A 13,949-nucleotide genomic window follows, 5' to 3' on the forward strand; every position below is an offset into this window, starting at 1 on the left:
GCAATGAATATTCCACAGCTCACTGCCCTGTGTCTGCGTTATCATGGAGTCTTGCTGGATGCCAGCGAAGAGGTGGTTCATGTTGCGGTAGTCGATGCACCTTCGCATGAGCTACTGGACGCATTGCATTTCGCTACCACCAAACGTATTGAGATCACCTGCTGGACGCGCCAACAAATGGAAGGTCACGCCAGTCGCACACAACAGACATTGCCCGTAGCTGTTCAGGAGAAGCATCAGCCCAAAGCAGAGTTGCTAACTCGAACGTTACAATCTGCGCTGGAACAACGCGCGTCTGATATTCATATCGAACCAGCGGACAATGCCTACCGCATCCGCTTGCGTATCGACGGCGTATTGCATCCTTTACCGGATGTTTCACCGGATGCCGGAGTCGCATTAACCGCCAGATTAAAAGTGCTGGGAAACCTGGATATTGCGGAACATCGCCTGCCGCAGGACGGGCAATTCACTGTCGAACTGGCAGGAAACGCCGTCTCATTTCGTATTGCGACCTTACCATGTCGGGGTGGTGAAAAGGTGGTATTAAGGTTGTTACAGCAGGTGGGTCAGGCACTGGATGTCAACACGCTTGGAATGCAGCCGTTACAACTGGCGGACTTTGCTCATGCCTTGCAACAACCACAGGGACTGGTGCTGGTAACTGGCCCTACCGGCAGCGGCAAAACGGTCACGCTTTATAGTGCCCTGCAAAAGCTGAATACCGCTGACATTAATATTTGTAGCGTCGAAGATCCAGTTGAGATCCCCATAGCCGGACTAAACCAGACGCAAATCCATCCGCGTGCCGGACTCACCTTTCAGGGCGTTTTGCGTGCGTTATTGCGCCAGGATCCTGACGTCATCATGATCGGAGAGATCCGCGATGGCGAAACAGCAGAGATCGCTATTAAAGCGGCGCAAACTGGTCACCTGGTGTTGTCTACCCTACACACTAATTCCACCTGCGAAACGCTGGTACGTTTACAGCAAATGGGGGTCGCCCGCTGGATGCTATCATCGGCGCTTACGCTGGTAATAGCCCAGCGTCTGGTACGCAAACTTTGCCCACATTGTCGCCGGCAGCAAGGGGAGCCCATCCACATTCCAGACAATGTATGGCCATCGCCGCTGCCCCACTGGCAGGCACCCGGTTGTGTACATTGCTACCACGGTTTTTATGGTCGTACGGCCTTATTTGAAGTTCTGCCCATAACGCCGGTCATTCGTCAGCTTATTTCCGCTAATACCGACGTTGAATCGCTGGAAACGCACGCACGACAGGCGGGTATGCGTACGCTTTTTGAAAACGGCTGCCTGGCCGTAGAGCAAGGCTTAACCACCTTTGAAGAGTTAATCCGCGTACTGGGGATGCCGCATGGCGAGTAAGCAACTCTGGCGCTGGCATGGCATAACCGGCGACGGCAATGCGCAAGATGGGATGCTATGGGCAGAGAGCCGTACTTTACTGCTTATGGCACTACAGCAACAGATGGTTACCCCACTAAGCCTGAAGCGAATCGCCATCAATTCTGCGCAGTGGCGAGGAGATAAAAGCGCGGAAGTCATTCATCAACTGGCGACGCTACTCAAAGCAGGGTTAACGCTTTCTGAAGGGCTGGCTCTGCTGGCGGAACAGCATCCCAGTAAGCAATGGCAAGCGTTGCTGCAATCGCTGGCGCACGATCTCGAACAGGGCATTGCTTTTTCCAATGCCTTATTACCCTGGTCAGAGGTATTTCCGCCGCTCTATCAGGCGATGATCCGCACGGGTGAACTGACCGGTAAGCTGGATGAATGCTGCTTTGAACTGGCGCGTCAGCAAAAAGCCCAGCGTCAGTTGACCGACAAAGTGAAATCAGCGTTACGTTATCCCATCATCATTTTAGCGATGGCAATCATGGTGGTTGTGGCAATGCTGCATTTTGTTCTGCCGGAGTTTGCCGCTATCTATAAGACCTTCAACACCCCACTACCGGCACTAACGCAGGGGATCATGACGCTGGCAGACTTTAGTGGCGAATGGAGCTGGCTGCTGGTGTTGTTCGGCTTTCTGCTGGCGATAGCCAATAAGTTGCTGATGCGCCGACCGACCTGGCTTATAGTGCGGCAGAAATTGCTGTTACGCATCCCGATTATGGGTTCACTGATGCGGGGACAAAAACTCACGCAGATCTTTACGATTCTGGCGCTGACACAAAGTGCAGGCATTACTTTTTTACAGGGCGTAGAGAGCGTCAGAGAAACAATGCGCTGCCCGTACTGGGTGCAACTTCTGACACAAATCCAGCACGATATCAGTAACGGTCAACCCATCTGGCTGGCGCTAAAAAATACCGGTGAGTTTAGCCCGCTCTGTTTGCAATTAGTGAGAACAGGAGAGGCATCCGGCTCTCTGGATCTCATGTTAGACAACCTCGCCCATCATCATCGGGAAAACACAATGGCGCTGGCGGATAACCTCGCAGCCTTACTGGAACCGGCGTTGCTGATCATAACGGGAGGAATTATTGGTACGCTGGTGGTGGCAATGTATCTGCCAATTTTCCATTTAGGCGATGCGATGAGTGGGATGGGATAACGCTGGCGTGTTGCTCCACGCCAGCGTTGGGAGATTACAGGTTGTTGAAGATGCGGTTTTCTTGTTCCTGCACACGAATAAACGTGGTGCGCTTGGTCAGCTCTTTCAGGCGTGAAGCCCCAACGTATGTACAAGCTGAACGCAGGCCGCCCAAAATATCTCGCGCGGTATTTTCAACCGGGCCTCGCAGCGGCAGCTTAACGGTTTTACCTTCTGCTGCGCGATATTCCGCAACGCCGCCAACGTGACGTTTCATCGCAGACTCGGAGCTCATGCCGTAGAACAGCATAAATTTCTCGCCGTTCTCCTCAACGATGCGACCGCCGCTCTCTTCGTGGCCCGCCAGCATGCCGCCAAGCATGACGAAATCGGCACCGCCGCCAAAGGCTTTCGCCACATCGCCCGGCGTGGTGCAGCCACCATCGCTGACGATCATTCCGCCCAGACCGTGCGCAGCATCGGCACATTCGATTACCGCAGAAAGTTGCGGATAACCGACGCCTGTTTTGACGCGAGTTGTACAAACAGAACCTGGGCCAATGCCAACTTTAACGATATCGGCACCTGAGAGGATAAGCTCCTCACACATTTCACCAGTCACTACGTTACCAGCACAAATGGTTTTGGTTGGCCACGCTTCACGCGCTTTCGCAACGAACTGCACGAAGTGTTCGGAATAACCATTCGCCACGTCAATACAAACGAAGTTTAATGCCGGGTTCAGGTCGAGAATCTGTTTAGTTTTTTCGAAATCCGCATCAGACGTACCGGTAGAAACCATCACATGTTTCAGCACATCAGCGGAAGAATTGTTGATAAACGCTTGCCACTCTTCGACAGAATAGTGTTTATGCACAGCAGTCAAAATATCAAAAGAAGCCAGCGCAGAGGCCATAGAAAATGTGCCTACGGTGTCCATATTTGCGGCGATAATCGGCACGCCGGACCAGCTCTGACCTGAATGTTTGAAGGTGAATTGACGTTCCAGTTCAACATCGGAACGGCTTTTAAGAGTGGAGCGTTTAGGGCGGATGAGAACGTCTTTAAAACCTAACTTCAGATCTTCTTCAATACGCATGTGCGGATTCCTGGGGTTAATGGCTATAAGGGTAAGAGCGCAACTCCAGTGACGCTATCATACGCACTAATCAATGCGGCGCAAGACTGCGAAATTGTCTTTTTTTACGCTACAATCCCATAAATTTACCTGGTAAATAGTGAGCGAACGTTTCATCAATTTCGCTTTCGTGCACTCATTTTTAACGTTTTGATAATCATGATGAATTCCCGGGAATATAAATTATGAGGTATATAGTTGCCTTAACGGGAGGCATTGGCAGTGGCAAGAGTACCGTTGCCAATGCGTTTGCTGATCTCGGAATTAACGTCATTGATGCCGATATTATTGCGCGTCAGGTGGTTGAACCAGGTGCACCTGCGCTACATGCCATTGCTGATCACTTTGGCGCTAACATGATTGCTGCTGATGGAACATTGCAGCGCCGGGCCTTGCGCGAGCGGATCTTCGCCAACCCGGAAGAGAAAAACTGGCTTAACGCCCTGCTGCATCCGCTGATTCAGCAAGAGACGCAACACCAGATCCAGCAAGCTACTTCCCCCTATGTACTGTGGGTTGTGCCATTGCTGGTAGAAAACTCACTGTATAAAAAAGCGAATCGAGTGCTTGTGGTGGATGTCAGCCCAGAAACGCAACTTAAGCGCACCATGCAGCGCGATGATGTAACTCGCGAGCATGTCGAACAAATCCTTGCTGCTCAGGCAACGCGCGAAGCCCGCCTTGCCGTGGCAGATGACGTCATTGATAATAACGGCGCACCGGATGCTATCGCATCGGATGTTGCCCGCCTGCACGCACACTATTTGCAGCTTGCGTCGCAGTTTGTCTCACAGGAAAAACCGTAATGCAGACCCAGGTCCTTTTTGAACATCCACTAAATGAAAAAATGCGTACATGGCTGCGCATTGAGTTTTTGATTCAGCAACTCACCGTTAATTTACCCATCGCTGACCACGCTGGCGCGCTGCATTTCTTCCGTAATGTCAGTGAATTACTGGATGTTTTCGAGCGCGGCGAAGTCCGCACTGAGCTGTTGAAAGAACTTGACCGGCAGCAACGTAAACTCCAGACCTGGATTGGCGTGCCTGGCGTGGACCAGAGCCGTATTGAAGCATTAATTCAGCAGTTAAAGGCGGCGGGGAGCGTATTAATTTCCGCGCCGCGTATCGGGCAATTTCTGCGTGAAGATCGTTTGATTGCTCTGGTGCGTCAGCGACTGAGCATCCCAGGCGGCTGTTGCAGCTTTGATTTACCAACATTGCACATTTGGCTGCATCTACCCCAGGCGCAGCGCGACAGCCAGGTAGAAACCTGGATTGCCAGCCTGAACCCGCTCACCCAGGCACTTACCATGGTGCTGGATTTAATTCGCCAGTCGGCCCCCTTCCGTAAACAAACCAGCCTGAATGGTTTTTATCAGGATAACGGTGGCGATGCCGACTTGCTGCGCCTGAATCTGTCGCTCGATTCACAGCTTTATCCGCAAATTTCCGGACATAAGAGCCGTTTTGCCATTCGTTTTATGCCGCTGGACACTGAAAACGGACAGGTACCGGAACGTCTGGATTTCGAACTGGCCTGTTGCTAAGGAGTAAAAATGTCAGAAACTATTACGGTGAATTGCCCAACCTGCGGGAAAACGGTGGTGTGGGGTGAAATCAGCCCGTTTCGGCCATTTTGCTCCAAACGTTGTCAGCTGATCGACCTCGGAGAATGGGCTGCTGAAGAAAAACGAATCCCCAGCAGTGGCGATCTTTCCGAAAGCGATGACTGGAGCGAAGAACCAAAGCAGTGACATTTGTCTGATGCCGCACGTAGGCCTGATAAGACGCGGACAGCGTCGCATCAGGCATCTTGTGCAAATGTCGGATGCGGCGTGAACGCCTTATCCGACCTACAAAAACAAATTTATTAATGAGTTAGAAATCCCTTTAGGCCTGATAAGACGCGCCAGCGTCGCATCAGGCATCGTGTGCGAATGTCGGATGCGGCGAAAACGCCTTATCTGACCTACAGACGTTTAAGCTTCGCAATTACCGGTTCATTGGCTGGCGGAAAATCATCGGCATTAAGACCGACCAGCGACATCCACTCACCGGGTTGCCCTTCTTTACCCCACGGCTCCCCTTCCCAGCGTTCGACCAGCCAAAACCACAGTGTTATATGCCTGTCCGGGAATTCATATTCCAGTTTTTCAAATAGCGAAAAATGTTGGGGGGTAATCCCGACTTCTTCCTGAAGTTCACGCACCACCGCCTGTTCCGGCGTTTCACCCATTTCAATTTTACCGCCGGGAAACTCCAGTTTATTCGCCATGTGCGCATCTGCTGCGCGACGCGTTATAAAGATTTCATTGTTCTCGTTGCGAATAATACCTACCGCAATTTGCAGCTTTTTCATTGTCTTAAACCTATAAAAAAGGCGCAGAATCCTGCGCCTTTTACTTCAACAGTTAGCTTTTATTGCAGGCGGCCATGGCACTGCTTGTATTTTTTACCAGAACCACACGGGCAAGGATCGTTACGTCCTACTTTGCGCTCTCCGGTTTGCGCCGCCAGTGCAGCTGCGGCTGCAGAGTCGTCATCCTGATGGCTAAGCTGCTGCATTTGCGCTAAACGCTCGGCTTCCATACGACGCTGTTGTTCCAGCTCCTCAACCTCTTCAGGCATACGTACCTGAACTTTGCTCAGCGTACTGATAACTTCATATTTCAACGACTCCAGCATCGCTGCAAACATGGAGAACGATTCACGTTTGTATTCCTGCTTCGGATCTTTCTGTGCGTAGCCACGCAGGTGGATACCCTGACGCAGATAGTCCATCGCTGCCAGGTGCTCTTTCCACAGGGAGTCAAGCGTTTGCAGCATGACGCCTTTCTCGAAGTGACGCATCATCTCAGCACCAACCACTTCTTCTTTACGCTGATACACTTCGATGGACTGCGCCAGAATGCGCTCACGCAGCGTCTCTTCATGCAGTTCTGGTTCTTTATCCAGCCACTCGGCAATTGGCAAATCGAGGTCGAAATCGTTCTTCAGACGTTCCTGCAGCCCCGGAATATCCCACATTTCTTCCAGCGACTGTGGTGGAATGTAGGCATCAATGGTCGCTTTGAACACATCTTCACGAATGCTGTTAATGGTTTCGCTCACATCGCTGACATCCAACAGTTCGTTACGCTGGGAGTAAATGGCGCGACGCTGATCGTTAGCCACGTCATCATATTCCAGCAGTTGCTTACGAATGTCGAAGTTACGGCTTTCAACTTTACGCTGGGCGTTGGCAATCGCTTTAGTCACCCACGGGTGTTCAATGGCTTCGCCTGGCTTCATACCCAGTTTACGCATCATGCCGGATACTCGGTCGGAAGCAAAAATACGCATCAGCGCATCTTCCATCGACAGGTAGAAACGGGAAGAACCAGCATCCCCCTGACGACCAGAACGACCGCGCAACTGGTTATCGATACGACGGGATTCGTGACGCTCGGTACCGATGATATGCAGGCCACCTGCTTCCAGTACCGCATCGTGACGTACCTGCCAGTCGGCTTTAATTTTTTCAATTTGCTCTGCGGTCGGATTTTCCAGCGCGGCAACTTCTGCCTGCCAGCTACCACCGAGCACAATATCTGTACCACGACCCGCCATATTGGTCGCGATAGTCACCGCAGCCGGATAACCTGCCTGAGCAACAATCGCCGCTTCGTTGGCGTGGAATTTGGCGTTCAGGACGTTGTGCTTAATACCGGCTTTGGTCAGTTCGTTTGACACCAGCTCCGATTTTTCGATGGAGATAGTACCCACCAGCACCGGCTGGCCTTTCGCAGTACGTTCTTTGATATCTTCAATGATCGCCTGAATTTTTTCCGCTTCAGTCATGTAGACCAGGTCCGGCAGATCTTTACGAATCATTGGACGGTTGGTCGGAACAACGACGGTATCCAGCTTGTAGATTGAGCTAAATTCGAAAGCTTCGGTATCAGCAGTACCGGTCATCCCCGCCAGTTTTTCATACAGACGGAAGTAGTTCTGGAAGGTGATCGAAGCCAGCGTTTGGTTTTCGTTCTGGATCTGCACACCTTCTTTCGCTTCCACAGCCTGGTGCAGACCATCGGACCAGCGACGGCCCTGCATGGTACGACCGGTGTGTTCGTCAACGATGATAACTTCACCATCTTTAACGATGTAGTCGACGTCACGGGTAAACAGCGCATGAGCGCGCAGCGCCGCCGTTACGTGGTGCATCAGCATGATGTTGGCCGGAGAGTACAGAGACTCCCCTTCATCCATGATGCCCTCTTTCACCAGCAGTTCTTCAATCAGCACCAGACCACGTTCGGTCAGGTTCACCTGGCGAGATTTTTCGTCCACCGAGAAGTGGCCTTCGCCCTGGAAGGTTTCGGAGTCTTCTTTTTCCTGACGGATCAGGTGCGGAATAATTTTATTCACGCGTTTATACATTTCCGAGCTGTCTTCTGCCGGGCCGGAAATGATCAGCGGTGTACGCGCTTCATCGATCAGGATGGAGTCCACTTCGTCCACCAGCGCATAGTGCAGTTTACGCTGTACACGTTCTTCAGGGCTGAACGCCATGTTGTCGCGCAGGTAGTCAAAGCCGTATTCGTTGTTCGTACCGTAAGTGATGTCAGCTGCGTAAGCTTCGCGCTTTGCCGGTGCTGGCATGCCCGGCAGGTTGATACCGACAGTCAGGCCAAGGAATTCAAACAGCGGACGGTTGTTTTCGGCGTCACGTTGCGCCAGGTAGTCGTTGACGGTAACTACGTGCACGCCTTTACCGGTTAGTGCGTTCAGGTAAGCAGGCAGCGTTGCGGTCAGGGTTTTTCCTTCACCGGTACGCATTTCGGCGATGCAGCGTTCGTTAAGAACCATACCGCCGAGTAACTGAACGTCGAAGTGACGCATACCAAAGACGCGCTTACTTGCCTCACGTACCACGGCGAAAGCTTCCGGGATCAGATTTTCCAGCACTTCGCCTTTTTCCAGACGTGCACGAAACTCTGCGGTTTTCCCTTTCAGTTCTTCGTCGGAGAGTTTTTCCATCTCCGGTTCCATGGCATTGATGATGTTGACCACTTTGCGCATCCGGCGCAGGGTGCGATCGTTACGACTACCGAAAACTTTAGTTAACAATTTGATTAGCATAATAAAATCTCAAACGCCCCGCGTTGCGGAGTTAATAAAATGAAGTAAAGGTTTATTGTTGTTAGGTGAGGCGTTGAGGGCCAGCACGGATGCCTTGCGCCTGGCTTATCCAGACGGGCGTGCTGAATTTTGCTTGTGGGGTAAAATGCGCATAATCAATGCGATAACCCTTTTCAGACGGCGTGCCTTCCTGGGTCAGCAGCGCGCTGAGCGTATCCAGTAATGCAAGATGTTGCGCCTGAAGAGGCAAAGATTCTTCAGCAACGGGCAGTGTTTGCGGTGCCATTGCGAAAGAAAGATGACGGATTACCGTGCGAATGGCATGTTGATGCCAGTAATCAACGGAATAGTTCGAATTCGGGCGGCGTGTGTTCGCTTCCAGCAAGGCCAATTGACCAAAGTTAACTTTGGCTGAAGGCTCGTGGTTGCGAGTTGTCGCTTTTGCGGGCGCGTTTGGTTCGGCGGCGTTGCTGAGCGCAGGCAAACCTAAACTCGCCGCAACCATCCCTAATAAGAGATGCGGCCAGAAGTAGCGTTTACCAAACTGTCGCCAGCGCGTCAGTATTCCACTCACGTTATTGCCATCCCGATCATATTCAAACGTATTTAGCGCACAAATCTTATCATTAAAGCCTGCAGTCCACAGCACGAATGAAGATAAGTTGTGCGGAAAAGTGCTTAAGAAAACAGCGTTCGCACCGTTTTTTATAGCTCTTATAAAATTCAAAAAAAAACGACTGGTTCACCTGGCCGGAGAGAGTGCCAGATTTGCCAGTCGAATTTTATACGACAGTATAAATGTCGTTATGCCAGTACAGCTGAAGGCGCTTTGAAGGCCAACGGCAGTTCTGCGTCGTCCTGGAAGGTCACATATTCCCAGGCTTCCTGTTTCGCCAGGACAGCCTGCAGCAGTTTGTTATTCAGTGCATGACCGGATTTATAAGCGGTAAATGCACCAATAATATTGTGACCACACATGAACAAGTCACCGATCGCATCGAGCATCTTGTGACGCACAAATTCGTCTTCAAAACGCAGGCCGTCTTCGTTCAGTACGCGATAATCGTCAACAACGATGGCACAATCGAAGCTGCCGCCCAGGCACAAACCACGGGACTGCAGATATTCGATATCACGCATGAAACCGAACGTACGCGCACGGCTGATCTGGCGCATAAACGCATCAGCGGAGAAGTTCATCGCATAGCGCTGGTTGCTGGAATCAATAGCCGGATGGTTAAAATCGATGGTGAAATCCAGCGAAAAACCATTGTACGGCTTAAATTCAGCCCACTTATCGCCATCTTCGACACGAACAGTCTCTTTGATGCGAACAAATTTTTTGGCGCAGTTCAACTCGTCGATACCGGCGTCAAGCAGCAGGTATACAAACGGAGCGGCGCTGCCGTCCATGATCGGGATTTCCGGCGCGTTAACTTCGATAACAATGTTATCGATGCCCAAGCCCGCGAGAGCAGCATTGAGGTGCTCTACGGTTGAAATCCGTACATCATGCTCGTTGACCAGACACGTACAGAGCATGGTATCACGCACAGATTTGGCATCGGCCGGGAAATCTACCGGTGGATTCAAGTCGGTGCGACGATAGATGACCCCGGTGTTGGCCGGCGCAGGGCGTAACGTCAGGGTGACTTTCTTGCCGGTATGTAAACCGACACCCGTCGCCTGAACGATACGTTTAAGTGTCCTTTGTTTGATCATCGTATTATCTCGCCAAATTACCTATCCAACCGAAGTGTACTATACATTCGGCGGGCCAGTTTAGCACAAAGAGCCTCGAAACCCAAATTCCAGTCAATTCTTAATCAGCTTGCTTACGCAGGAATGCTGGGATATCCAGATAATCCGGCTCTTTCGCAGTTTGCGGCGCATTGTCATTCACGACTTTAGCAACCGGCTTCTGCTCCTGGGTCAGCGGAGCCATCCCATGCTGCTGGTAGCGATCCATCACTGGCTGCTGAACCTGCTTATTGGTCACCAGAGTGATTTCAGGACGTTTGTCCATGCCGATACCTGTCGCAACAACGGTTACGCGCAGCTCGTCATTCATATCCGGGTCAAGAGAAGTACCGATAACCACAGTCGCGTTGTCGGAAGCAAATGCACGGATGGTGTTACCTACCGTTTCGAACTCATCCAGACGCAGGTCGAAGCCCGCCGTGATGTTAACCAGCACGCCGCGCGCGCCAGACAGGTCGATATCTTCCAGCAGCGGAGAAGAGATAGCCATTTCAGCAGCTTCTTCCGCACGGTCTTCACCGCTCGCCACGCCAGAACCCATCATTGCGTAGCCCATCTCAGACATTACGGTGCGTACGTCTGCAAAGTCCACGTTCATCAAACCCGGACGAGTAATCAGTTCAGCGATACCTTGCACAGCGCCTTTCAGTACATCGTTCGCTGCGCCAAACGCATCCAGCAGGGAGATACCGCGGCCCAGAACTTTCAGCAGTTTGTCGTTCGGGATAGTGATCAGAGAGTCCACATGCTTGGACAGTTCAGTGATCCCCTGCTCCGCGAATGCCATACGCTTCTTGCCTTCAAAGTTGAAAGGCTTAGTGACGACAGCAACGGTCAGGATACCCAAATCTTTTGCCACTTCAGCGACGACTGGTGCTGCACCTGTACCGGTACCACCACCCATACCCGCAGCAATAAAGACCATGTCTGCACCTTCCAGCGCCGCACGCAATGCATCGCGATCCTCATCAGCCGCATTGCGGCCAACTTCTGGATTAGCGCCAGCGCCCAGTCCTTTGGTGATACCGCTACCGATTTGAATCGTCTGTCCAACCGCTGTTTTACGCAGCGCTTGTGCATCGGTATTTACCGCGAAGAATTCAACACCTTCAATGCGCTCGCGCACCATGTGTTCAACAGCATTACCGCCGCCGCCGCCGACGCCGATGACTTTAATCACCGCGTCATTGGTAAGTTCCATTGGTTCAAACATAGTTTCTCTCCGATTTGTGCCTGTCGCCTGAGGCCGTAATCATCGTCGGCCTCATAAAAATTAAAACTCTTTTCGCAGCCAACTATTGAGTCGCTTGATCCACGAGCCAACTGATGCTGTAACACGTTTTTCTACTTCAGCTTCACCGTTAAGATGTGACTCTTTCCCATAGTGAAGCAATCCCACCGCCGTCGAATAATACGGCTCCTGAGCATAATCCGTTAAACCGGTAATGTTCAGCGGCGCGCCGATACGCACTTGCGTATGAAACACGCGCTGAGCACAGGCTGCAAGACCTTCGATCTGCGCTGCGCCACCGGTTAATACAATGCCTGCCGCCAGGTGATGTTTAACCCCTTGTTGGCGAAGCTTTTCCTGCAACTGCAATATCTCTTCGTTGACCAGGTTGAGCAGCTCGGTATAGCGCGGCTCGATCACCTCTGCCAGTGTCTGACGTTGCAGACTCCGTGGCGGACGACCACCTACGCTCGGCACTTCCACGCTCTCATCTTTTCCAACGATGGAACCCAGCGCACAACCGTGGCGAACTTTAATCGCTTCGGCGTCGCTTGGCGGCGTGCCAAAGGCGTAAGCGATATCACTGGTCACGACATTGCCAGCATAAGGAATTACCTTAGTGTGGCGCAATGCCCCACCGGTATAAACGGCGATATCCATTGTACCACCACCGATATCGACGACGCAGACACCCAGTTCACGTTCATCTTCCGTCAATACCGAATAACTTGATGCCAGTCCGGCAAATATCAGTTGGTCAACTTTCAGCCCACAACGTTCAACCGCTTTGACGATGTTTTTCGCCATATCGTTGTGACATGTGATCAGGTGCACTTTTGCCTGCATCCGCACGCCCGAAAGTCCTACCGGATTCTTGATCCCTTCCTGATAGTCAATCGCATACTCTTGCGGGATCACATGCAGCACACGATGCTCATCGCGCACACGCACCGATTTCGCGGTATGGACGACGTTTTCCACATCTTCTTGCGTTACTTCTTCTTCAGAAATAGGCACCATACCAATTTCATTCTGGCAGCTGATATGCTTACCAGAAAGCGCCAGATATACCGAAGAGATCTGACAATCTGCCATCAATTCTGCCTGGTCAATGGCGCGCTGTACGCACTTGACCACGGATTCGAGGTCGTTCACCCCGCCTTTATCCATACCACGCGACGGGCAGCTGCCCACGCCAATGATATTGACCATACCGTCGGGCAGAACTTCCCCTACTAAAGCGGCAACCTTCGCGGTACCAATCTCCAGTCCTACTACCAGTTTTCTGTCCGTCGCCTTGATCATTGTTGTTCTGCCTGTGCCTGATTTTGTTGCTGAGTAGATTCCTCTGGCGGCAAGGGCGCCCAGCCTACTGCCGCTCCAGAGTCATAACGCAAATCAACGTAGCTAATCCGTTTGCCATCGGTTTGCGCCTGCTGCTGTAAAACCGGATAAAGTTCTACAAAGCGAGCCAAACGTTTCATCGTATCGCCCCGGCCAAGATTGAGCTTAATATCGTTATTCAGCGTCAACTGCCAGGAACGCCGCGCGGTCATCGCCGCTTCCTTCAGAGTAAATCTGTCCTTTGCCAGCATCTGCCCCATTTCGCGATAGCCCTGCAACACTTCATTAGCGCTGCCTTCCGGGCCATACAGCATTGGAAGCACCTGCTTGCTGGTGCGATCTGGCGGCACGCTGAAGGTGTTTCCTTCCGCGTCTACCATGTGTTGATCATTCCACCGCGCAATCGGCACATATTCAACCAGATGAATCTTCAATTCATCAGGCCACTGCTTTCTGACGCTCACCTGCTTAATCCACGGCAGGCGTTGTTCTATTTGCGTCTGGATGATGTTGACATCCTGGGTCATAAAGGTACCCGGCTCACCCAATGCCAGGATCGACTGCCGGATATCGTCATTACGCGTGTAATGGCGTTCACCGGTCAACACCAGCTTTGAGAGCGGCAGGCGTTGCGCATCTTCCATCCAGCCCAACACGACCCAGCCGCTCACCAACACTGTCGTTAAAACGGTCAGCAGGAAAAGGATCCCCGCCAGACGCGTTCCATTATTGCGGCGAGAAGAAACCTCTTCTTCGCTATTTCGCGTGTTCAGAGCAGCCTGCGACATA

The 13,949-nt window shown here is 51.8% G+C and carries 14 protein-coding genes; 5 read left to right on the forward strand and 9 right to left on the reverse strand.

Going from position 1 to position 13,949, the window contains the following annotated elements; translation table 11 throughout:
• Positions 1-3: 3 nt before the first annotated feature.
• Both gspE and hofC read left to right on the forward strand, forming a co-directional pair.
• Complete coding sequence (gspE, locus tag AB4H76_RS19135; protein WP_001025145.1) at positions 4-1,389, forward strand: type II secretion system protein GspE; 1,386 nt, start codon at positions 4-6, stop codon at positions 1,387-1,389.
• On the forward strand, positions 1,379-2,581 hold the full coding sequence (gene hofC / locus AB4H76_RS19140; protein ID WP_000157266.1) for a protein transport protein HofC: 1,203 nt from the start codon (positions 1,379-1,381) through the stop codon (positions 2,579-2,581). Before gspE ends, hofC begins: the two co-directional genes overlap by 11 nt.
• A 34-nt stretch (positions 2,582-2,615) precedes the next feature.
• Here hofC and guaC read toward each other — a convergent pair whose 3' ends face one another.
• Both guaC and AB4H76_RS19150 read right to left on the reverse strand, forming a co-directional pair.
• Positions 2,616-3,659: a GMP reductase gene (gene guaC / locus AB4H76_RS19145; RefSeq protein WP_001217338.1), complete on the reverse strand. Its 1,044-nt coding sequence runs from the start codon at positions 3,657-3,659 to the stop codon at positions 2,616-2,618.
• A gap of 155 nt (positions 3,660-3,814) precedes the next feature.
• The gene (locus AB4H76_RS19150; protein ID WP_120795372.1) at positions 3,815-3,859 is read right to left on the reverse strand and encodes a protein YacM; all 45 of its coding nucleotides are present in this window, start codon (positions 3,857-3,859) and stop codon (positions 3,815-3,817) included.
• A gap of 24 nt (positions 3,860-3,883) precedes the next feature.
• Here AB4H76_RS19150 and coaE point away from each other — a divergent pair, with 24 nt between their 5' ends.
• The 3 genes from coaE to yacG are packed head-to-tail and all read left to right on the forward strand — an operon-like array spanning position 3,884 to position 5,454.
• Positions 3,884-4,504: a dephospho-CoA kinase gene (gene coaE / locus AB4H76_RS19155; protein ID WP_001269520.1), complete on the forward strand. Its 621-nt coding sequence runs from the start codon at positions 3,884-3,886 to the stop codon at positions 4,502-4,504.
• The gene (gene zapD, locus AB4H76_RS19160; protein WP_001194722.1) at positions 4,504-5,247 is read left to right on the forward strand and encodes a cell division protein ZapD; all 744 of its coding nucleotides are present in this window, start codon (positions 4,504-4,506) and stop codon (positions 5,245-5,247) included. Before coaE ends, zapD begins: the two co-directional genes overlap by 1 nt.
• Positions 5,248-5,256: 9 nt before the next feature.
• Positions 5,257-5,454, forward strand: a complete 198-nt coding sequence (gene yacG / locus AB4H76_RS19165) for a DNA gyrase inhibitor YacG (RefSeq protein ID WP_000005042.1) — start codon at positions 5,257-5,259, stop codon at positions 5,452-5,454.
• Between the two features lie 215 nt (positions 5,455-5,669).
• Here yacG and mutT read toward each other — a convergent pair whose 3' ends face one another.
• The 7 genes from mutT to ftsQ all read right to left on the reverse strand — a co-directional run bounded on the left by mutT (position 5,670) and on the right by ftsQ (position 13,948).
• The gene (gene mutT / locus AB4H76_RS19170; protein WP_000736007.1) at positions 5,670-6,059 is read right to left on the reverse strand and encodes an 8-oxo-dGTP diphosphatase MutT; all 390 of its coding nucleotides are present in this window, start codon (positions 6,057-6,059) and stop codon (positions 5,670-5,672) included.
• 59 nt (positions 6,060-6,118) lie between these two features.
• Complete coding sequence (gene secA, locus AB4H76_RS19175) at positions 6,119-8,824, reverse strand: preprotein translocase subunit SecA (protein WP_000905789.1); 2,706 nt, start codon at positions 8,822-8,824, stop codon at positions 6,119-6,121.
• Between the two features lie 61 nt (positions 8,825-8,885).
• Positions 8,886-9,398, reverse strand: coding sequence for a secA translation cis-regulator SecM (gene secM, locus AB4H76_RS19180; protein WP_000014321.1), 513 nt, complete (start codon positions 9,396-9,398; stop codon positions 8,886-8,888).
• Between the two features lie 230 nt (positions 9,399-9,628).
• The gene (lpxC, locus tag AB4H76_RS19185; protein ID WP_000595482.1) at positions 9,629-10,546 is read right to left on the reverse strand and encodes a UDP-3-O-acyl-N-acetylglucosamine deacetylase; all 918 of its coding nucleotides are present in this window, start codon (positions 10,544-10,546) and stop codon (positions 9,629-9,631) included.
• A gap of 100 nt (positions 10,547-10,646) precedes the next feature.
• Positions 10,647-11,798, reverse strand: a complete 1,152-nt coding sequence (gene ftsZ, locus AB4H76_RS19190; RefSeq protein ID WP_000462776.1) for a cell division protein FtsZ — start codon at positions 11,796-11,798, stop codon at positions 10,647-10,649.
• 60 nt (positions 11,799-11,858) lie between these two features.
• Positions 11,859-13,121 carry a cell division protein FtsA gene (gene ftsA / locus AB4H76_RS19195; RefSeq protein ID WP_000588474.1) on the reverse strand — a complete coding sequence of 421 codons (1,263 nt, stop codon included), beginning with the start codon at positions 13,119-13,121 and terminating at the stop codon, positions 11,859-11,861.
• Positions 13,118-13,948: a cell division protein FtsQ gene (gene ftsQ, locus AB4H76_RS19200; RefSeq protein ID WP_000075744.1), complete on the reverse strand. Its 831-nt coding sequence runs from the start codon at positions 13,946-13,948 to the stop codon at positions 13,118-13,120. Before ftsQ ends, ftsA begins: the two co-directional genes overlap by 4 nt.
• Position 13,949: the final 1 nt, after the last annotated feature.

The sequence above is a fragment of the Escherichia sp. UTM R2 genome (genome assembly GCF_048593455.1).
In the GTDB taxonomy this organism is placed as follows: Bacteria; Pseudomonadota; Gammaproteobacteria; order Enterobacterales; family Enterobacteriaceae; genus Escherichia; species Escherichia coli.